We start from the raw sequence: 21615 nt of genomic DNA, 5'->3' as shown, positions 1-21615 counted from the left end.
TTACACCTCACTCCCCGCTTGTGAATTAGATGAAGCCATCACACGCAGAAATCTGCCATAAGCATCTTCCCAGATTGATCCGTCCTGCGGCTCATACACAGTTACCGGAAATGAATCACGAATGGCCTTACGAGCTTCCCAGATATCTTTAAAAGCTCCGCTCGCCATCCATTGCACAGCCATATTCCCGATGGCACTTCCCTCTGCTGGACCTGCCCATACCGGCTTACCAATGGAATTTGCAGTCCACTGACATAACAGGCGGTTCTGGATGCCTCCACCGACCATATGCAATCCGTTGAACGCCTGACCCGACAATTGCTCCGTCCATTCCAGAACTCTTCTATACTTCAATGCAAGACTCTCCAGAATTGCCCGGGCAATAGCCCCCTGATCCTCTGGTACCACTTGCCCTGTATCACGGCAATACTGACGTATACGGGTCGTCATATCTCCTGCTGGCATGAATAGTTCATCATCCGGATCAAACAAACTGGCAAATGGAGGTGCTTGTTCCGCCTGCGCCAATAACGCATCATAGCTAATTCCCTGCCCCTGGCGCTCCCACTCCCGCATGCTTTCCTGCAAAATCCATAGTCCCATAATGTTCTTCAGCAGACGGAATGTTCCGCACGCCCCGCCTTCATTCGTGAAGTTCAAGGCCAGACTCTGGCTACTTATCGCAGGATGATCTATCTCCGTACCCATCAGGGACCAGGTTCCACAGCTCAGATAAGCAAATGAACGTTCCGTTGCAGGAACAGCCACAACGGCTGAACCCGTATCATGCTCCGCAACAGCGATCACGGGAATCGGGGACAATCCCAGATCGTTACAGATACTGCTTCGCAATTGTCCAACAAGGGTACCTGGCAGCACGGCTTCACCAAACAGTTTCTCCGAAATACGAATATGCGCCAGCAACTCACTATCCCACTGCCCCGCTGATGGATTGTATAATTGTGTTGTGGTTGCATTGGTGAACTCATTCACCGCTTCCCCTGTCAGGAAATAACGTAGCAAATCCGGAATCATGAGAAAACGCTCTGCTTCCTGAAGTAACGGGGAGCCGCTGCGTTGAAGCGTTGCCAATTGATACAAGGTATTAAAGCTAAGAAACTGAATCCCTGTACGTTCGAAGATTCGCTGGGAGCTCAGCTCTTGGCGTACCTGATCCATCATGCCGTTAAACTGTGTATCACGGTAATGATACGGGTTACCAAGCAACTCACCATTACTGCCAAGCAAACCAAAATCAACGCCCCAGGAATCGATCCCCAGGCTCTCCGGCTGTTCTCCCTGCTGTTTCACAAGGGCAAGCCCCTGCAACAATTCATGATGCAATCGCAGAATATCCCAGTGCATCCGCTCGCCAATCTTCACTGGTTCATTCTTGAACCGATGAATTTCGCTTGTTTCGATCCCTCGATCATTCAGATGTCCCAGTAGCGCTCTCCCGCTCCCAGCGCCCAAATCATAAGCCAGCACACTCACCGCGCTTCACCAACCTTTCGAACCAATCCTATTTTCCAAACGGTATCCCTTGATTCAGACCGTAACTCTGTACTTTATTCTGTATTTATTGTTTGTTTGTTTTTGTTTAATACTGTTTTACTTTATTTTACGAGTATATCACCATTGTAAGCGTTTGAATACCCTCCGGTTTTTCTTTCTTTTGTGTATACCAAAAACGACTCTCTCCCAACTGGGAGGAGCCGCATTTCTTTTTTCACGTATAAAACTGGCTTTTACTCATCCCCGACTGGGGCTGTACATCTCGTTCAAAATGCTTGAAGCGTGTCCCCTGATACGTCAGCATCCCTCGATCATTTTCCACCATCATCCCATAATGATTTCCGCCAACAATCAGTTCAGTGCGCTCCCCATTGTCGAACTCAAATGTAACATAATACCGGGTAGTCGCACTGCTATCGCCGCTACCACCTGAGACTTCCGTTCGTTTGGCCACCACCGTTGAGTGCAGGGTTAACAAAGCTGCCGCGTTATTTGACATCCCTGAGCGTATGCCTGAAATAATAACAAAAACAATGACTCCCGCAATGATGAGAAATATGGCGCCAATAAAAATCGAAGCAAATGCATTCATTGCAGCAAACTCACTAAATCCCGAAAAAAAACCACCCTGATTGCCTTCAAAACCTGGTACTCCATTCATGTCGTCAAACACACCAAAGCCGTCTACGCTTAATCGGCCCATCGATGAGGACACGCTTGTTAACGCCATTCATCATCGTTCCTTTCCCCTTGCAAAAATAAGATACACCGCCCCCCACGCAAGGAAGGCGGTGCATGCAGACAACCCGTTCTGCCTTGTCCGTATACTATATGAACCAGATCAGGAATACAGACGTTCAAGTTCGTCGACCAGACTGCCGACATAAGCAACCGCAGAGCGAATCGGCTCAGGTCCGGACATATCCACACCCGCAAGCTTCATTAACTCCTGTGGTGTGAGACTTCCACCAGCTTTGAGTGCATCAAGCCAGCGATCTACCGCAGGCTGTCCTTCTTCACGAATCTGCTGTGCAGCCGCTGTGGAAGCCGTCAAGCCTGCCGCATAGGTATACGGATATAGTCCCATATAATAATGAGGCTGTCTCATCCACGTGAGCTTGGCCCCTTCATCAATTACCAGATCAGGTCCCCAGAATTCGGAAAGGATGTCTCCCTTGAGTTGACTCAACGTCTTCGCCGTAATGGGCTCATCATTGGTTGCGCGTGCGTACACCCTGCGCTGTAATTCACCTTCCAGCAGATGTGTAACGAAGTTATGGTAATACGTGTTCAACAATTGCAAAATGACCCAGCGACGCATTCTCGGATTATCGGAACGCTTCAATAGATGATCGGCCAGCAGCATTTCATTCATGGTCGACGGCGCCTCAATGAAATAAAGAGATGGCCGTGTATTCGTAAGCCGTTGGTAACGTCCCGCAAGCATGAAGTGGCCTGCATGCCCCACTTCATGGGCAAGTGTAAATGCTCCGCGCATATTGTTCGCCCATGAAATTAAGATATAGGAATGTGAACCATATATCGAGGAGCAAAATGCCCCTGTTGATTTGCCTGCGTTATCTGCGTAATCCACCCAGCGATCACTGAATGCGCGCTCTACGATCTCGCCGTACTCCGGCCCAAGCACATCAAGTGCTTCTCGAATGAGTGTGCACGCCTCATCATATGTAATGGCAGGGCTAAATTCAGGATCAAGCGGCGCCTTCAGATCACAAAACATCAGTTTGTCCAGACCCAGCTCACGTTTCTTGAGAGCCGCCAGTCTGCGCATATGAGGTGCGAGTTCCTGCTGGATAATATCCAGAATATTATTGTACATCTCTTTGCTCACTTGCTGTGGGCTGAGAAGCATATCTGTAACATCGTCGTAACCACGCAGCCTGGATAAAACAACCTGTTTCTTCACTTCAGTTGCATAACCTTCTGCGAACGTATTTTTGTAATCATTTAATGTCGAGCTGAATGCAGCATAAGCAGAACGGCGCAGCTTGGTATCAGATGACATCTCATAATTATTTTCATAGAATGACCAGGACAGTGGACGATTATTGTCCTCTCCATCAAGAGCATCGTCAAACGTCATGTCTGCCAGTTTACCGCGCAGATAGATACGGTATGGCGAATCCAGCACCTCTCCAAGTGAAGCGAGTACCTTCTCGGTCTCGGGCGTAAGCCGATGTTCTTTTTCTCGAATCAAACGCTCCAAACTGCGCGCATACGGTTCCAATCCCGGAAGTTCTTCAAGGTAACGTTCAACGGTTCCCTCCGGCAGATCAACGATCTCCGAATTGACAAAAGACAAGGACGACGACAGATTTGATAGGATATCTCCTGCTTTAGCTGAATTCTCAATATTGACCGGATTGGTGCTGTCCTCTGACTGCTTCAAGCGGGCATAAGAAGCCGTCTTGGCGATCCGCTCCTGCAAAGCTTCGCGCGCATCCAGACAAGCCAGCAATTGTTCAGCGCCTTCGCCAAGACGTCCTTTGAACGTTGCGATCTGGGCAGCAGCCTGAGGAAGTGATCGAAGCTCCTGCTCCCACTCTACATCGTTTACAAACAAGTCTTTCAGATCCCAAGTGGTTTCTGGGTTTACCTCAGCACGTGTACGTATTTTTTCCATCTGTATATGTCATCCTCCTTGCATTTCCAATATCTCTCATCGTATCATATTCTGCTCATCTATACATGACATCTCCTAAAATGAGACCTAGGGTCCAGATGACAAATTAGTTTATCCGTATCACTCCAATGACAGAATAGCCTTCTGATCGCCGTTATCCCCAGATTTTTTTGATCCCTTTTCCAAAGGGAAAATCCGGGGATAAATGCGAACGCTTCGCTTCTTCAAGCTGTTTCTGTCCTCTCCGTTTCGTATAAACTTTTGCTCATGTGACCATGGTTTGAAAGCAACTAAAAAACCGCTGGTTTATGGAAGAATCCATTTACCTAGCGGTCATTCTGAATATAACTTATTTAGCTTTCTTTCCAAATTACATTTTCACCATAGTTTTTACCCCAGTTATACATCGCGTGCAGGACGGGCATCAGACTTTGACCGTGATCGGTCAACGTATACTCCACCCGAGGAGGGACTTCTGCATATACCTTGCGCTCAATCAGCTTGTCTTCCTCCAGCTCACGTAGCTGGTTGGTCAGCATCTTCTGGGTAATATGAGGGATTAGGCGTTTCAGCTCACTGAAACGTTTGGTACCTTCCAGACCCAAATGCCACAAAATAATCAGTTTCCATTTGCCACCGATCACCGCAAGGGTCAATTCCTTCTCACAGTTGATTTCTTTCAGATTAATCCGTTCCTTCACTTCGGATGCCATAGCTCCGAGCCCCCTCATCTTCAATCTTATATCGCGTATATTACGCATATCACGGGGACACTTCACACGAAGTAAGCTTTCCGCTCCATGCATGATGTAATAAGTACATTCATTCGATACAGCTATCTATTAATTCTACTACAGCCTGGTCGGGATGCAAAGTTTAACTGAGAATCACGGATAAAACCTATACAGATGAATGACTATGCATCGCAGAAAAGACCAGAACCCTTCATAATCAAAGGATTCCGGTCTTTCATCTATTCACTATTCCAGGTTTGCGTGGCGGCCAAACATATCCGCTCCGGTCATACCCTTCATTTCCATCATCGTAAGGATGAGAGCATCCATACCGATTAACAGTCCTTGTTCAAACAACGAGCCCATCGGCTGAATGGTTACATCCGCTCCGGAAGTTGCTGTGTCCTCTTTGGCCGAAGCCGGAAGGCGCACGACCGTAGTTGCCAATTGCCCAATCGTGGACTCTGGCTTGATCGTAATCAGACCTACAGGTGCACCTGCCTGACTAGCCTTTTGAGCCATGGCTACCAGACTGCCTGTCTCTCCTGAGCCAGAGCAAAGCAAGAGAAAATCCTTCGAGCTGATCCCAGGTGTTACGGTCTCGCCCACCACATATACACGAAGCCCCATCTGCATCAGTCTCATGGCAAAAGCCTTTCCCATAAGTCCTGACCGGCCTGCTCCTGCTACAAAAATCTGTTCTGCAGCCAGAATGTGCTCAGCCATCGCTTGCATCTCTGCATCGTCGATCTGGCTTAACGTACGTTCCAGCTCCTTCAAGATGTCAGCTGCGTACTGTGTTTTGCTCATCTGCTTACCCTTGTTTAACGAGACGTTGCATTTCAGCTGCAACTGCCGCTTTGTCTGCTTGTCCTGTGATACCGCCGCCTACAATAACCAGATCCGGTTGCGCTTTGATTACTTCTGGCAATGTTTCCAGCTTGATTCCACCAGCAACAGCCGTTTTAGCATTTTTCACAGCTGCTTTGATCGTTTGCAGATCTTCGAACGGGCTTTGTCCTTCAGCTTGCAGATCATAACCTGTGTGTACACAGATGTAATCTACGCCAAGCGCATCAATTTCACGAGCACGTTGTTCAAGGTTAGGCACGTTGATCATGTCCACAAGAACTTGTTTGTTTTGTTTCTTCGCTTCTGCTACTGCACCTTTGATCGTACTGTCATTGGTTGCCCCAAGCACAGTGATCAGATCCGCACCAGCTTCAGCAGCTTTCATGATTTCATAACCACCAGCGTCCATGATTTTAAGGTCTGCAAGAACTTGCAGATTAGGGAATGCTTCTTTCATCGCTTTTACGGCATGCAAACCTTCATTAATAACGATTGGTGTACCAATCTCAACGATATCAATATATTGTTCAACCTCTTTAACCAGTGCGATACCTTCAGGGATATTTACCAAGTCAAGCGCCAATTGCAATTTCATCATTTATTTCTCCTTTGTTGTTCAAGTATGATTCGTTCCTGTAAAAATAATAATCAGATATTTAGCCTGCACCAATTTGTCTGTTTAGATGCATGCAGTGTTTGTTTTGGCTACTCACTCATTGTAGACCCTGACTATCCATTCAGGAAGTACGCACTTTGAAGTGGGGTAGTTACTTGGGCGATACTATTGATAATTTTTCGTTGTTAGGTGAATCAAATATAGAATTAAACCTCTATTCCAATCCACCCGCTTACAGCTGAACAGCAGCCTAATCATCCAATTAGATATTCAATACAAAAGACCCCGCCACATGGCAAGGTCTTTATCTTTATCGTTTCATTTTCAATCCAGCCATGGCTGGTTTAGAAATTTATCATTTTACAGATATACAGGTTTCACGCATACCGGCTTGGATACACCTGTGCTGTGACCTGTGTATTTCAGACGTCCGCTCTCCTGGTCTACCGTGAATGTCACGAGGTTGTTCGTATCACGGTTAGCTGCGATCAGCAATTTGCCGTTAGGTGTCAGAGCAAAGTGACGCGGATGCTCACCTTCTGCAGATACATGCTCAACCAGTGTCAGGTGACCTTTGTCTGCATCTACTGCAAATACAACGATGCTGTCATGTCCACGGTTAGAACCATATACATAACGTCCATCATTGGAAACCGTGATTTCGGCTGTTGTATTCTCTTTGCCATCATATCCATCAGGCAGTGTGGATACAGTAGACAATTCAGTCAACGTGCCCGCTGCTGCATCATATTTGAACGAAGTAATGGAAGAATCCACTTCATTGATGACATATGCGAACTGACCATTCGGGTGGAACGCCAAGTGACGTGGGCCTGCTCCCGGATGTGTTTTGGTTTCACTGTGCAGCACAAGTTCATTTTTGTCTGCATCAATGGAATAGATCGCGATGTTATCTGCGCCCAGATCCTGTACCATCATGTATTTTCCATCCGGGCTGAAGAATGCGGAGTGAACATGTGGCTTGTCCTGACGTTCAGGATGCGCACCTTGTCCTTCATGTTTCTTCTCGTCCAGAAGCGCTCCAACTTCACCGTTATCCGTCAAGGCTTGCAGACCTACCAGACCACCGTGGTAGCTGGACAGGATCAAGTATTTGCCGGAAGGATCACGCTGGATATGACATGGTGGAGCTGAAATGGAGTCATTCCGGTTCAGCAACGTTAATTTTCCTGTAGAAGGATCAATGCTCAGAGCTACCGCTTCAGACATTTTGTTGCCTTCAGCTGATGCTGTTTCACCAATCGCATACAGTTTGTTTCCTTCAGCATCCACGTTGACAAACGTTGGGTTTTTCACCCCAGCGATGCCGTCAAGCTTGGACAAGCTGCCTGTATCCTCATTCAATTCATATGCATAAATGCCCTCATTTTCCGCTTCGGCGTAAGAGCCAGCAAGTACGAGCAAGCGTTTTGATTCACTCATTACAGTTTCCTCCTCTATGTGTATGTAATCTTGTTGCACCTCTTCTATAATAAATCTGCCATATCAAAATAGCAATCCGCTGTCGCTACCCATCAGGGAAATCCTTAGTTAAGCAAGGCGATTACTACACATCATCATACTGAAATCCATTCATATGAGGTGCATCTTCTGCTATGATAAGATAGGTTTTTCATCCAGAAGGGACTGAATTGCATTGCTTCACTCATTTTTACTCACGTTATATCATGTGTTCCTGCCGATATCACTTCCCGTGATTGGAGGTATTCTGTTAAAACGCTTCAAGAATTGGGATACCCGGTCGCTCTCGACCTTTTCCCTTTATATTTTGAGCCCTGCGCTCATCTTCAATACATTGCTGCATGCCGAGATTACCTGGACGGACGTCACTAGCACGTTCTGGTTCTCTATTATTAATCTGATTGCTCTGTGGGCCCTCGCCGAGCTGTTAAGCCGGGTGTTCCGTCTGGGTGCAAGCGAAAAAGCGGGTCTCACCCTCGTCTCCACGTTTACAAACTGCGTGAATTACGGGCTCCCGCTTGTACTGCTTGCCTTTGGTCAACTTGGACTGGACAAGGCTTCCGTCTACGTCATTGGACAGATGATCATTGTTAATACGGTAGGTATCTTTTTTGCCGCGCGATCCGAATTCACGGTGAAAGATGCGATCCTGTCCGTTTTCCGCATGCCATCCATCTATGCTGCTGGCATCGCCATTGCGTTGCGTGCGTCCAATCTGAGCCTGCCTGAAGCACTCGATGGAGGCATCTCCATGCTGGCTGCGGGCTACTCCCCTGTCGTTCTCGCCATTCTGGGAGCACAGATGCTCAGACCAAAAGGTGCAACGGTGCCTTGGTTGCCCAATGTACGCCGAGCTTTCTGGACCGGGCTTGTAGTCCGTCTCGCAGCTGCGCCAATCCTGTCCTGGCTGATACTGACCGCGCTTCAGGTCGAAGGCACGTTGTTCAGTGTGCTGCTGATCCTCGCATCGATGCCGACCGCAGTGAATGCCGTTATATTGGCTGAACAGTTCAATGCTTCTCCGCAGTTTGTATCCCGCTGTATTCTGTGGACCACCGCTGCATCCATGTTGATGCTACCCATTATGATTGTGATGGCTTCCTGATTAATACCGGAGGTGATACCGAAGCGATATCCGCTTGTCGGCGTTTCTCCAACCGGCGTTCATAACGCCGGTTGAGCGCTCTGACGTAGAAGAATTTTACGACAAAGTACGAAATCACACCCAGAATGACACCAAACACGGACATGCCTGCCAGAATATCCAGTCCACCAAGCAACAATTCACTCACGGCCGACCAGTTCCCGCGAAACAGCTCCATGAATGCACTCTCATGTACCGGTCCCTGTCCCATGCTGTGAGCAGGCAATATCCATGAGCCAATTTGTTTCGCGAGCGGCATCAGGATAATAGGTAAAAACGTAAGTTTCCCGATCACATTACCAACAATGGCTGCTGGCACCGAACCCCCAGACAGTCGCACAATCGGATAAAATACGAGATATATCAGGGAAGCCGTCGAGATCACGATCAGTTCCAGTCCGAACCCTATGGCAAATCCGGTAGATACTTTATGGGCACCTCCGGGAGCACGTAACAATTTGAGAAAATTCAGCTTCATAGCACGTGTTAAACGTACCCAGCGGTTAGTCTTGCGCTTCTGTGTGTTCATACCGAATTACTCCTTATTTTACACAAATGACAACTTGAATCGTCTACTCTTCAGTATATCACACCGCGTTAGCACCTGTAGTAACAATGACTGGTTGTGTCTCCATCTGGACATTACCTGCCACCGCTCGGGAGATCATGCAGGAGGATTCAGCCTTATGCGCCAAGTGCTCAGCCTTGGTCAGATCCGCCTCAGAGGCATCTGCGCTGAGCACAATCCGAGGTCTATGTACGATCCGTTCGTACGTAAATACGTTATTCGTAACATCTACCGTTGCTTCCGATTCAAGCGTTAATTCATCTGGCGTAATATCCGAACGCTCCAGCATCGCTGCCAGCGTGATCAGGTAACAGGTGGAGGCTGCACCCAGCAGCATCTCGTCCGGGTTAGTTCCCGTACCGGGTCCGCCCATCTCCTGCGGAATCGATATGACCGTTTTTAATCCACCTGCATCGATTGTTCCCTCACTGTTACGCCCACCATTCCATACCGCTTTCAGATGAAAAGGATGTTTCATGACATTCATTCCTTTCTTGTTTACACACGTATACACGTAATATTCTGCTCGATCAATGCGCTAACGTGCTCTTCATCTACACCCTGATCTGTAATCACTTTGCCCACACTGCTCATCTCAGCAACTCTGGTAAACGCCTGTATGTTAAATTTGCTGGAATCTGCAAGTAGAATGACCTCATCCGCAATATGGATCATTTTCTGCTTCACCAAAGCCTGTAATTCATTGGATTCACTGATGCCTTTGGTCAGATGCACACCTTTACAAGACAGGAATACTTTATCCACATGATAGGCATCAAGCGAACGTTCCGCCAGTGGTCCTACAAAAGACAGTGACTTCGAAGCCAATTGCCCACCTGTGGCAATCACACGAATCTGCTCCTTGTTACTCAGCTCAGCGGCGACCTTAATCGAGTTGGTTAATACCGTCAGTGGAATGTTTGGCAATCCTGCCGCCATATACCACGCCGTTGTACTTGCATCCAAGGCGATCCGGTCGCCGGATTCCACCATTTTCACCGCTTCGCTTGCAATTCTGCGCTTCTCTTCGGCATGGGCTACAGCCCGTTCCGGATACGGAATCTCCGACTGTAACTCATCCTTGTATTTTACGCTGACCGCCCCGCCATGGGACCGTCTGAGCCTGCCCGCCTGTTCGAGCTTGTCCAGATCACGACGAATCGTCTCTTCCGTCACCCCGCAGCGCTCACTAAGTTCGGTCACACGCATGCTGCCTTGCGTATCCACCCATTCCACTATTTTCTCATACCGTTCAGCTACGAGCATATTCCTTCACTCCAAACCGTTGATTATCCAGTTGATCCTGTTCATCCATCATACCACAGAGCGATGACAAGGAGAATTTGGACCATGTGCAAAAAGAGGGAGCTTTCGCCCCCTCCATTCCAGTTCTGAAGTGTATCTTATTTATCTTCTGCCATAGGGAACCAGCCCGGTGTGTGGATAATTGCATTCCACAATCCGTCAGGGATAACCAGACGTTCCTGATCCGATTTGGTCAGAATCGTTTCAATGTCTTCTTCACGTCCGCTCTCGATTTTCTCGACCCAATCCGGCTCGATAATCAATTCACGTCCAAGAGCCAGCAAAGGTACTCCCGTTTGGAGTGCCTCAGCGGCCTGATCTGCCGTATGAATTGAACCTACGCCAATTACAGGCAATTTGCCGTTCACACGATCCAGGATGAATTCCATTCTAGAACGCGTATCTGCTTCGCCACGTCTTGGCTTGGACCAGAATTCGTTCAGGGAAACGTGCAGGTAATCCAGATTTTTATCTTTCAATGCATCCACCAGTGCATACGTGTCTTCCATTGTGAGTCCCGGTGTTTCCGGTTCTTCCGGGGAGAAACGGTAACCAATGATGAACGGCAGTTTCGTATGTTCGGCAACCACTTTCTGAATCTCATCCACTACAGCAAGCGGGAATGTCAGACGTTTCTCTACACTTCCGCCCCAACGATCTTCACGTCGGTTGGAATGCGGGGAGAAGAATTGCTGGATCAGATAACCATTAGCACCGTGAATCTCAACACCATCAAATCCGGCTTCGATTGCACGACGTGTCGCTTCACCAAAGTCTTTGATAATGGAAGTAATCTCGGCATCCGTCAATTCTCTTGGTTCAGGTGATCCTGGACGCTCACTCGCAACCGCACTAGGAGCAACCACTTGACCCGCAGGTACAGCTTGTTCAGGTGTCAGACGGCCCGCATGGAAAATTTGCAATACGGCAACGGAGCCTTGTTGTTTCATGGTGTCAGCCAGTTTCTTTAGACCAGGAATGAAGCGGTCATCATATACGCCAAACTGAGCCGGGAAACCAATGCCATACTCTGTTACATGCCCTACAGCCGTAATCGACATGCCCGCACCACCGGTGCGACGTGCATAATAAGCAAGTTCAGCGTCGGATATTGTACCATCAGCATTCGAGGACATATGAGTCATGGGAGCGAGCACGATACGGTTTTTCAGTGTAATACCAGTCGGCAGTGAAACTTGTTCAAACATCTGGTTAAACTTTGGATTCATTCGTGGTTCCCTCCTGATTATAAATATCTCTTTTAATAGATATATGAATATATGCGTCCACTTACTGTAATGATTATAGTTACGTTTCACCGCAATTGCAACTTTTCATTTTCTGAAAGGAAAAAAAGAGCAGAGTGTCTCCAGACTCTCAGCCCTCTTCATCTTCTTCACATCATCCAAAGGATATTCAGAAACTCCGAACGTAAGCCAGCTTCTGATCCATCTCTTCCACGCATTCGTAACAATCGTGTTCATCGTTGGCGACCATTGGGGTGACTGGATACAGATTCATCTCTGTACTGTTATAAGATTTCAATAGCGGTAGCAATTGTGTCACTCGTGTATTAGCCGGATCAAGCCAAGTGTTGATCTCTTCTTCGGAGAGGATCGCCGGCATTTTACTGCCAAATTCACGTGTAACCATGTTCGCGCCTGTCATAAGCATCGTGCAGGTCCGAAGCGGCTCTTTCCGCGTATCTCTCCACACCTCGTATAACCCAGCAATACCGAACAGACCGCGATCCGGCATGACAACACGAACTGCATAACTTTTCTTGCCCTCTTGCCGCCAGTAATATAATCCATTGCAGGGAATGACGCAGCGTTTGGTCTCTACCAGTTTGTAATAGGAAGGATTCTCATGTACCGTCATGAGATTTGCGTTAACGGCATCACGCCCCCAGAATGGAATGAACCCCCACCGGAACTCATCCAATACACGCTCACCATCCTGATGCAAAATAATTGGCGTATGCTGGGTTGGGCTGATATTGTAGCGGTTTTTGTAATAATACATCACTCGCTGAATCTTGAAATGATCTCTGACTTGGTCCAAATCGGCTGCCAATGAAAAACGGTTGCACATGCTCAAGCACTACCTTTCCCTGTGAGAAGTTGTACGTATTGTCTGTTATTTCAGGGAAATTATGCATGCATATCGAACAGAAAATGACTTATTTTGACACCATTAGGGTCTGATCTAGATATATTTCATGTTTTTCACGACAAAAACAACGACCTCGGACTCATTTCAACTCAAATATTACTTGTTACTATAATAGAGAATAAAATACATTTATTGGAGGTTTTAAGTATGAAAAGGAAGTTTTTAATGAGCATCATGTTGTTCTCAGCGATTGCGATGTTTGGCAGTACCATCTATGCGGCAACCTTTCTGACCTACGGTTATCCCAGCACCACCATTCCCATTCGTACGTATAATTACGCCTCCTCATGGCAGACTCCCATGGACGCTTCCCTTACCAACTGGAACAATGCAGGTGCCAAAGTTAAATTCACCAAAACAAGTAACTCCCCAAACACCATCACCGCAGGAAACTTCAATAATACAGCATATGGTGTCAACTACGCCTCCGTATCCGGCAGTCAAGTCGTAAGCTTCCGCATCGAACTCAATGCATCCACAATCACCCCTGACGCAACCAACTTATCCAACTTCATTCAAAGCGTATTTGTCCACGAACTCGGTCACTCCATCTGGCTCGGTGACAACCCAACAACAAGCAGTCCTTCCATTATGTCTTACTCCCGCAACCGCAATTCCATGACCCAACCCCAAACTTTTGATATCAATAACGTAAGATCCAAGTACTAATCCGCTACGAACTTATCCCAAAAATCCAAGGAGGATCCCTATCCATGAACAAAAATCGAGTATTAACGCTGCTTCTCTCTTCCATTTCCATTTTATCTGCTGTTGGATGTTCTTCTGTTACACCTACCGCGTCCACATCCGATGCACCCATGACCATTATTGCTTCTGAAGATTACCCGAGTTATGCCAGCATTGGCGACCTGTCCGAGAGAGCAAATACGATTGTGAAAGGCAGTGTTGTTGAGACTCGTGTGGAAGCTTTAAACGATATCGCACAAGTTACTGATGCTGCTAATGAAAACGAGTTAACCCCCGCGTCCGATCCGGGCGGAGAGCCATCTTCTTTTGACAAAATCTATACGATCCACACGATTCAGGTCGCTGAATCCTATAAAGGCGGTTACACTGCCGGGGAAAAACTTGAAGTGAAGCAACTTGGCGGACAACTAGGCAACACCGAGATTATTAATGATGACAACCTCAAGCTGATTCCTACCAAAGACTATGTACTCTTCCTGGAAACGTATGAAGACACCCCTGCCAGCCTGCTCAACTCCGTTCAAAGTCTCTACGTGATTAAACCTGCCGCCAAGTCGAATCAGCCAGGTCAGCAACAATCACAGTCAGAAGTCATTGTGAGTGCAAACCCCGAGAACGACCTTACACTCCAGCTGGAGGATCTGCAAGAAATTCAGAACGAACAAAAGAGCGAATAAACTCTTATACGGTATTCACACTGCTACTTCATCTCCGTACAGACAGCTAATCCCCTCTACTGTTCAGTCCTACATAAGAATATAAAAAACCGTGCTGCTCAGCAAAATGGGCGGCACGGTTTTTTTGAAGTTCCTTACTTAGACGGTGTATTAAGTCCAATAATCCATTCAGCCAGATCCTGTGTCTGTTTCAACAAGGCAATAGGGTCACGGAACCAGGATTGTTCTTCCGTCCATATGTACACTTTTCCATTTTTGATAGCAGGCAATGAACCCCAGATCGGATCTGCCTGAAGATCTTTTAGCTGAGACTTGCTGGTCAGCACAATGTAATCTCCGGCATACTTCGAAAGCAATTCTATGGAGAATTCATGGTAGGCGCCCTGCATCAACTCGGATGGAATGTTCTTTGGCGCTTGCAATCCAAGCAATTCGTAGATGTTACGCCCTCCCCGGCCCGACTGATTGCCAAATATGAAGACTTGGCGATCATATTCCTGCATAACGGAGAATGTAGCGTCAGCTGGAACAACGCTCTGCACCTCCTGCTTGATTTTGGCAATCTCCTCATCAAAATCAGCCAGCCACTTCTCTGCTTCCGCTTCTTTGCCAAGGACTTTACCGAAATAGTTCACTTCATCTTTCAGTGTCGGGAATGTGATGGATGCGATCGAAACGGTTGGAGCAATCTTGCTGTATTTCTCATAAGCAGCCTTGTCCGGATTCAATGTAATAATGAGATCAGGTTCCAGTTCCATCAATTGTTCAACGGAATCCCCTATCGTTTCAAGACCATCCATGTGACCTTCAAGATAAGGACTGTTCATCAGAAATTGGCCTCCACCTATCGGTTTGACACCAAGAGCAAGCACCGTTCCCAGATAATCAATGGCAGCAACTCGCTCCGGATGTGCAGGAATCTCTACCTCACCAAAGGTCGTATTTACCATTTGGGTTTCCACGACTGCCGGTTGTTCGGGTTCAGCAGCAACTTCGGATGTTTCTGCCCCCTGCTGGGCTGTTCCACAAGCACTCAATGTGAGTACAAGCGCAAGCGACATGATCGCTGATTTAAAATGGTTAAACATGTTGATTTCCTCATCTCCCTCATATTGATAATGATTATCATCATCAATTAAAGGATAACGTTCATCCCCTCCTGTTACAATGGATTGATTTGTTGCATTTAATGTACTTTTTGAAACTGATTTCGAGTTATCCTGCTGCTTCAACCGATATTGCCCCGGTGTGATACCGATCTCTTTTTTGAATATACGATTGAAATAAAACGGGTCCATATAACCCACATACGCAGCAATCTCCTGTAATGAAGCTTCTGTGGACGCAAGCAGACTCCTTGCCTCACCCATTCGTAACCGAATCACATATTCTGTCGGTGTACATCCCGTCTGTTCCTTGAATTTGCGTGATACATATTGCGGACTGTAACTCAAGGACTGGGCAAGCAAATCAAGTGAGATGGATTCCCGGTAATGAGCTTTGATATATCGCAAAACCTGATCGGTAAGCGAAGGCTGTTGAAATTCGTTAGACATGCGACTCCGCTGTAACAAGACAAGCTGTACGAGTTGAAAAAAATACACTTTAACCTGAATTTTGCCCACTCGCTCCTGCCCTGACCAACATTCATGTATATTCCGCACAAGCTCACGCAGCTCAAGTGTATGATCCGGCACTGTCGCCCAAGACTCTTCAAACGGATTACGCTGGTTCAACATCATTCGGTACTCCACAAGCACATTGGAGGGCAAGGTTGATTTGTACAAAATCAGATGTACCTCCATAACCCCTGTCGCTTCAAGTGTTAGACGTCTTCCTTTTCCCCCATGCAGCAACAAGAACTGGTTTGTAGTCCATACCTCTTCATCCAGCCAGACCTGCCCCCTGCCTTGAACATACACAAATGCACTGGTTGGTAACACATAATTGCGTATGAACTCGTGTGTTGCGAGTGATATAAGACGCACATCTAGCACGCGAACCTGTACCTGATCCCACAGCTTGATGTCATTCTGAATTCCCATATAAACTCCCTCTCCTAAGCAATCAAACATGCACAATACCCTGGCATTGTGACTAAAAACCCACCTATAATTGATAATGATTATCAATTATAACAATGATGGAACCATCTTTGAAGCCTACCTTCGTTTTTGTTAGATGCCGCAAAATAAAAAACGGTCGAAATCCCTCATAGAGAGATCTCAACCGTTCTAAATTATGGCCTTATTATGTTTTGATAAAGTCAGCTGCCCTTCTCTACTCGACAAAAGACAATAAATACCCGTATCGTTCTTCCTCCATCTTGTCTAACGGAATAAACCGGATCGATACACTGTTAATACAGTAACGTTTGCCGCCGCGATCTTCGGGACCATCATCGAACACATGACCGAGGTGGATGTCACCTGCCCGGCTTCGTACCTCCGTGCGTTCCATCCCAAAGCTCGTATCCGTTGTATAGGTAACAACCTCAGGTACAATCGGCTTTGTAAAACTCGGCCACCCGCAACCGGAATCGTACTTATCCCGGCTGGTGAATAACGGCTCTCCCGTTGCAATATCCACATACAGACCGGGCTCCTCATTATCCCAGTATTCGTTACTGAACGCATGCTCCGTATCATTGTTTACCGTGACCGCATACTGTTCGTCTGTTAATCGTTCCTTTAATTGTTCATCTGTTGGACGTGGATATTGAGCGGGATCAATTCCAATCTCCAGGTCATCCAGGACAGTCATATCAATGTGACAATATCCGTTCGGATTTTTTTCCAAATAATCCTGATGGTACTCCTCCGCCAAATAATAATTCTGCAGAGGCATTACTTCCGTTACGATGGGTTGGTCATATTTTTCTTGCTCTGCCTCTACAGCCTGCCCGATGATTTTGGCATCTTCAGACAACGTATAATATATTCCAGTCCGATACTGAACTCCACGATCATTGCCCTGCTTATTCAAGCTGGTAGGATCAATAACTCGAAAATAAGATTCAAGCAATTTCTGCAAAGATACTTGCTGCGGATCATATTTTACATGAACAGTCTCCGCAAACCCCTGGTCCCCGCGTATAACATCCTCATAGGTTGGATTCTTTCCTTCACCGTTGGCATAACCGGAAGTCACATCCTGAACCCCTGGAATACGAGCCATATATGCCTCCACACCCCAGAAGCAGCCTCCTGCCAAGTACAGGTTACTCAGGTTTTCCTCAGAGACACTCGATGCCTTGACAGGTTGAGTGGATATCGAAGATGAAGCTGAATGGCTCTCACCCCTGTTTCCACAAGCAGACACAACTATCGCTATAACAAGGAGGCACAGGCCCAGCAGCGTCCTTTTCATGACACTTCCTCCCTTCTCACAAAATCTCTTGTAATGATTCCATGATCTGTTCATTGGATGCATGCCCTGGCTGCGATTTCGCTAAAATACCATCAGAGCCAATATAAAAGGAACTAGGATACGCTCTTACACCAAATTCCTTGGCCCATACACCTTTCTCATCCAAAAGAACAGTTATGTTATCATATGGCTGTTGGTCAAACCATTCGGTAAACGCTTGGGAGGATTTCTCTCCTTTGTAGTCCGGCGTCACAATCGTAATGACTTGAAAATCATTGTTTTGACCAGCCAGATTATTCAGGTCTTCCAAACCCGCAAGGCAGATGGAACACCAGGAAGCCCAATATTTCACATACACTTTCTTGCCTTGAACATCAGAAAGTCCAACCGTGTTTCCTTTCAGATCACGCAATGAAAATTCAGGAGCCGTCTCTCCCTTGTTCATCATGGTTGACGAACTCATATCGGATGTTGATGCTGAGGTTGATGATGACCCCGTTTGTTTTGTATCTGTTTGCTGTGATCCACATGCGCTCAAGATCAATAGTACTCCAGTGAATACGATTACAGATACCATCCATTTCCGTGCCGTCTTCATACCAAATTCCTCCAATGATTATTGAAACCAGGTCACTAAGCTGTTTAGCCGGTCTGTCATTAACAATAGTCCCATGACAATAAGAATACAGCCGGAAGTTATTTTGATGACACCCATGTACTTGTATAAACGACGTATCCGCTTCATAACATATTCCGAAAAAACGGACAGAATCAGGAAAGGAATCGCTAACCCAAGGGTATACAGGAACATGAGAAACCCGCCATACAGTGGAGAGCCTTCTCCTGCGGCGATACCAAGAATGGCCGCCAGCACAGGCCCGATACAAGGCGTCCAGCCAAAACTAAACGTTAGACCCAACAGGAACGCTCCGACATACCCTCCCCGTTTGGCTTGATTGTTTGACAGCTTTCTCTCCCGTTCCAGCCAGGATAGTCGGATCAACCCGGTTTGATAAATCCCAAAAAGCACTACGATGGCTCCGCAGATCGCAATAAACGCAGGACTTGAGATCAAATTACCAACGATGCCGGAACCAAAACCGAGTAAAACAAATACCAGGGACAGCCCAAGAACAAATAAAAATGTCCGCAAAACAAGTGTGGACCGCAACCGAACCGAATGGGTGTCAGGCTGCTGCTGATTCGTACCGTTGACGATGCTTCCGGATAGATAAGACACGTATACCGGGATCAGCGGCAGAATACATGGCGCAAAAAACGATAACAATCCTGCACCAAAAACCCCGAAAAGAAAAACCAAATCACTGGTCAAGTCATTCACCACCTGAATAAATACTACGTTTGATTAACCAAGGTTAACGACTGACGTAGATCGGAAGCGTGAACCAGAAGCAGCTTCCTTCTCCTTTTGTACTCTGAACCCCGATCTCGCCACCATGGAGTTCCACAATTGATTGAGCGATGGCAAGGCCAAGCCCGGCCCCCCCATTACTCTTGCTGCGTGATTTGTCAATTCGATAAAAACGTTCAAATATACGCGAAGTTTCCTCGGCTTCAATGCCTTCCCCTTCATCCGTAACTGAAATTCGTATAAACGGCCCCTTTTCTTCGGCAGCCAGAATGATTTTTCCTTCAACAGGAGAGTATTGAATGGCATTTTGCAGCAAATTGGAAAGGACCCGCTTCATTTGTGCAGGCATCATGACCGCGGCTGGTAATTTATCGGGCAAATCGATTTCAACGTTCAGCGTTTTCTCGGCGAGGTGAAACGAAAAACTCTCCAACGTACTGAGCAGCAACTCATCAACGTGACAAGGCTGAGGGTCAAATACCTCCCCTTGCGCTTCCAGGCTGGATAACTCAAACAAATCTTGAATAAGCCCTCCCAAACGCTTCGTCTCAAGTCGTATCGTGTTCAGGTAACGTTGAAAGGTTTCTTTATCCTTAATGACATCATCCTCCAACGCTTCGACGAATGACTGAATGGATGCCAAGGGAGTCCGTAAATCATGGGAAACATTGGCGATCAACTCTCGTCTCGCGGTTTCTGAGTGATGCAGATGATCAAAACTTTCCTTCAGCTTGGAACTCATTTCATTAAATTGCTGTGCCAGGAGCTTAAATTCCTGCGTACCGATGAGAGGGACTTCCGTATGGAAATCCCCTTCGGCAATGCGTATTGTCTGCTGTGTAATTCGTGCAATTGATTTCTCCAATGGCTTAGTCAGCAAATATTGAAGAATAAACGAAAGTAAGCCTACCCCTGCCGTTATAGCCGATAACCAATACAATTGTTCGATTGTAAGCAGCATTTTGGAATAACTGATGAACAAACAAATTAATAATACGCCAATGCCCGTGAGACTGGACAACACCAAGTATGTGCGAAGTTTCATGAACTACCACCCGCAAACTTGTAGCCTATGCCCCAAACTGTTTTAATATATTTTGGATCAGAAGGATTCTGTTCGATCTTCTCTCGTAATCTCCGAACATGTACAGTCACCGTTGTTGTATCTCCCTCATAGCTAAAATCCCAAATCTTGCTTAACATCTGGTTACGGGAGAACACCTGACCCGGGTGACTTGCCAGCAAATACAACATCTCAAACTCTGTAACGGTCAATTCAATGGCCTGCCCGCTGATGTGCACTTCACGCTTGGTAAAATCAATGGTAAGCCCTTCATAATTGATCGTATATTCAGATGTTGTAACAGGTGATGCCTGCGCAATTCGCATTCTCCGCAGGATTGCCTTCACACGCAAAACAAGTTCTCTCGGACTGAATGGTTTGGTCAGATAATCATCCGCCCCCATCGTCAGTCCCATCAGACGGTCCTGCTCCTCCCCCCGGGCCGTCAGCATTACAATGGGCACATCCTCAGTTTGCCGAATCTCGTTGCAAACTTCCCAACCATTCTTATGTGGCATCATCAGGTCGAGCACAATCAAGCTTGGCGTTTGGCTGTGCCACAGCTCAATAGCCTCCAAACCGTCCTTAGCCGTCACGACAAGATAACCTTCCCGTTCCAGATACCTGCGACAAACGTCCGTAATATTTGTATCATCATCGGCAACCAGTACACATTCATTCAAACGAACCCACCCCATATTCCAGAAAATACATTTGAGCCAATCATATCATATGGTGATGGCAATGCTTAGCCCTTAAATTACTTCATTCCCATGGCTGGCATCATGTATTGTTTAATTACAGACTCAGCCGCATACGAATTCCCTTCATGGATGACAGGCATCGATTTCAAGTTAACTTGCATACCGTCTACCATAATTTCTTTCGATCCAATCCACAATTTAATCGTTTTCCCCGCAGGCATCATCGTTTCTTCCATCATTTTGTCATCTTTCATCATCATGTCGTCTTTCATCATCATGTCGTCTTCCATCATTTTGTCATCTTTCATCTTCATGTCGTCTTCCATCATTTTGTCATCTTTCATCTTCATGTCGTCTTCCATCATGTTGTCGTCTTTCATCATCTTGTCGTCCATTTTGCCCATATACATCAGAGTTACAGATCTATCCTTGCTGTCCCACATAATGCTGTAATCATACATTTTCGCCGCCTGTCTCAATTGAACAAGCTCCATGCCATCCTTTTTAATCGTTTTCATATCTGCTGCACTTGCCAATCCAGAAAAGGCCATAGACATCATCAATACCGCTGCTACCATCACTTTTTTGCTCTTATTTGTTTTCATCATTCTTATCACTCTCCATTCGTTTATTACTTACATGGATTACAATAAGCAAGACAGCTTACGATTCTCTAAGCGAAGTATT

The 21615-nt window shown here is 46.6% G+C and carries 22 protein-coding genes; 3 read left to right on the top strand and 19 right to left on the bottom strand.

The window, feature by feature from the left end:
* The 7 genes from C161_RS12580 to C161_RS12550 all read right to left on the bottom strand — a co-directional run bounded on the left by C161_RS12580 (window position 1) and on the right by C161_RS12550 (window position 7804).
* Entirely contained in the window at window positions 1-1494 is a 1494-nt protein-coding gene (locus tag C161_RS12580) for a rhamnulokinase (RefSeq protein ID WP_036670574.1), read from the bottom strand.
* Window positions 1495-1729: 235 nt separating this feature from the next.
* Entirely contained in the window at window positions 1730-2245 is a 516-nt protein-coding gene (locus C161_RS12575; RefSeq protein ID WP_235193795.1) for a DUF2500 domain-containing protein, read from the bottom strand.
* Between the two features lie 111 nt (window positions 2246-2356).
* Window positions 2357-4159, bottom strand: coding sequence for an oligoendopeptidase F (gene pepF, locus C161_RS12570; RefSeq protein ID WP_036670573.1), 1803 nt, complete (start codon window positions 4157-4159; stop codon window positions 2357-2359).
* Window positions 4160-4512: 353 nt separating this feature from the next.
* A complete protein-coding gene (locus C161_RS12565) occupies window positions 4513-4872 on the bottom strand; it encodes a winged helix-turn-helix transcriptional regulator (RefSeq protein WP_036608849.1) in 360 nt (119 codons plus the stop codon).
* Window positions 4873-5139: 267 nt separating this feature from the next.
* Window positions 5140-5703: a 6-phospho-3-hexuloisomerase gene (gene hxlB / locus C161_RS12560; protein WP_036670572.1), complete on the bottom strand. Its 564-nt coding sequence runs from the start codon at window positions 5701-5703 to the stop codon at window positions 5140-5142.
* A 4-nt stretch (window positions 5704-5707) separates the two neighbouring features.
* Complete coding sequence (hxlA, locus tag C161_RS12555) at window positions 5708-6340, bottom strand: 3-hexulose-6-phosphate synthase (RefSeq protein WP_036670570.1); 633 nt, start codon at window positions 6338-6340, stop codon at window positions 5708-5710.
* Between the two features lie 381 nt (window positions 6341-6721).
* Complete coding sequence (locus C161_RS12550; RefSeq protein ID WP_036670568.1) at window positions 6722-7804, bottom strand: lactonase family protein; 1083 nt, start codon at window positions 7802-7804, stop codon at window positions 6722-6724.
* Between the two features lie 214 nt (window positions 7805-8018).
* On the opposite strand from C161_RS12550, the gene C161_RS12545 reads away from it, so the two are divergent.
* Window positions 8019-8948, top strand: coding sequence for an AEC family transporter (locus C161_RS12545; protein WP_036670567.1), 930 nt, complete (start codon window positions 8019-8021; stop codon window positions 8946-8948).
* Here C161_RS12545 and C161_RS12540 read toward each other — a convergent pair.
* The 5 genes from C161_RS12540 to C161_RS12520 all read right to left on the bottom strand — a co-directional run bounded on the left by C161_RS12540 (window position 8926) and on the right by C161_RS12520 (window position 12954).
* Window positions 8926-9516, bottom strand: a complete 591-nt coding sequence (locus C161_RS12540; protein ID WP_036670565.1) for a DUF2062 domain-containing protein — start codon at window positions 9514-9516, stop codon at window positions 8926-8928. The genes C161_RS12545 and C161_RS12540 overlap by 23 nt on opposite strands.
* A gap of 58 nt (window positions 9517-9574) precedes the next feature.
* Window positions 9575-10033: an OsmC family protein gene (locus tag C161_RS12535; protein WP_036670564.1), complete on the bottom strand. Its 459-nt coding sequence runs from the start codon at window positions 10031-10033 to the stop codon at window positions 9575-9577.
* Window positions 10034-10053: 20 nt separating this feature from the next.
* The gene (locus tag C161_RS12530; RefSeq protein ID WP_036608860.1) at window positions 10054-10821 is read right to left on the bottom strand and encodes a DeoR/GlpR family DNA-binding transcription regulator; all 768 of its coding nucleotides are present in this window, start codon (window positions 10819-10821) and stop codon (window positions 10054-10056) included.
* A 137-nt stretch (window positions 10822-10958) separates the two neighbouring features.
* Entirely contained in the window at window positions 10959-12089 is a 1131-nt protein-coding gene (locus C161_RS12525) for an NADH-dependent flavin oxidoreductase (protein ID WP_036670562.1), read from the bottom strand.
* Window positions 12090-12276: 187 nt separating this feature from the next.
* Window positions 12277-12954, bottom strand: a complete 678-nt coding sequence (locus C161_RS12520; protein ID WP_036670560.1) for an SOS response-associated peptidase — start codon at window positions 12952-12954, stop codon at window positions 12277-12279.
* Between the two features lie 228 nt (window positions 12955-13182).
* On the opposite strand from C161_RS12520, the gene C161_RS12515 reads away from it, so the two are divergent.
* Window positions 13183-13704 (top strand): hypothetical protein, encoded by a 522-nt coding sequence (locus C161_RS12515; RefSeq protein ID WP_051449705.1) that lies wholly within the window; start codon window positions 13183-13185, stop codon window positions 13702-13704.
* A gap of 44 nt (window positions 13705-13748) precedes the next feature.
* A complete protein-coding gene (locus C161_RS12510; protein WP_036670558.1) occupies window positions 13749-14420 on the top strand; it encodes a hypothetical protein in 672 nt (223 codons plus the stop codon).
* 134 nt (window positions 14421-14554) lie between these two features.
* Here the strand turns inward: C161_RS12510 and C161_RS12505 are convergent, their stop codons facing one another.
* From C161_RS12505 to C161_RS31515, 7 genes are all read right to left on the bottom strand, one after another.
* Window positions 14555-16465 (bottom strand): AraC family transcriptional regulator, encoded by a 1911-nt coding sequence (locus C161_RS12505; RefSeq protein WP_036670557.1) that lies wholly within the window; start codon window positions 16463-16465, stop codon window positions 14555-14557.
* Window positions 16466-16700: 235 nt separating this feature from the next.
* Window positions 16701-17789, bottom strand: coding sequence for a peptide-methionine (R)-S-oxide reductase MsrB (gene msrB, locus C161_RS12500; RefSeq protein ID WP_084650143.1), 1089 nt, complete (start codon window positions 17787-17789; stop codon window positions 16701-16703).
* Between the two features lie 16 nt (window positions 17790-17805).
* The gene (locus C161_RS12495) at window positions 17806-18387 is read right to left on the bottom strand and encodes a redoxin family protein (protein WP_036670555.1); all 582 of its coding nucleotides are present in this window, start codon (window positions 18385-18387) and stop codon (window positions 17806-17808) included.
* A gap of 18 nt (window positions 18388-18405) precedes the next feature.
* Entirely contained in the window at window positions 18406-19131 is a 726-nt protein-coding gene (locus C161_RS12490; protein ID WP_235193794.1) for a cytochrome c biogenesis CcdA family protein, read from the bottom strand.
* A gap of 34 nt (window positions 19132-19165) precedes the next feature.
* The gene (locus tag C161_RS12485) at window positions 19166-20206 is read right to left on the bottom strand and encodes a sensor histidine kinase (protein WP_036670551.1); all 1041 of its coding nucleotides are present in this window, start codon (window positions 20204-20206) and stop codon (window positions 19166-19168) included.
* The gene (locus C161_RS12480) at window positions 20203-20907 is read right to left on the bottom strand and encodes a response regulator transcription factor (RefSeq protein WP_017688950.1); all 705 of its coding nucleotides are present in this window, start codon (window positions 20905-20907) and stop codon (window positions 20203-20205) included. Before C161_RS12480 ends, C161_RS12485 begins: the two co-directional genes overlap by 4 nt.
* Before the next feature lie 77 nt (window positions 20908-20984).
* The gene (locus C161_RS31515; protein ID WP_051449704.1) at window positions 20985-21536 is read right to left on the bottom strand and encodes a hypothetical protein; all 552 of its coding nucleotides are present in this window, start codon (window positions 21534-21536) and stop codon (window positions 20985-20987) included.
* Between the last annotated feature and the right edge of the window lie 79 nt (window positions 21537-21615).

The sequence above is a fragment of the Paenibacillus sp. FSL R5-192 genome, from assembly GCF_000517845.1.
Classification (GTDB): Bacteria; Bacillota; Bacilli; order Paenibacillales; family Paenibacillaceae; genus Paenibacillus; species Paenibacillus amylolyticus.
Note: the sequence above shows the minus strand (reverse complement) of the source record. Positions and strands in the feature narration are given on the sequence as shown.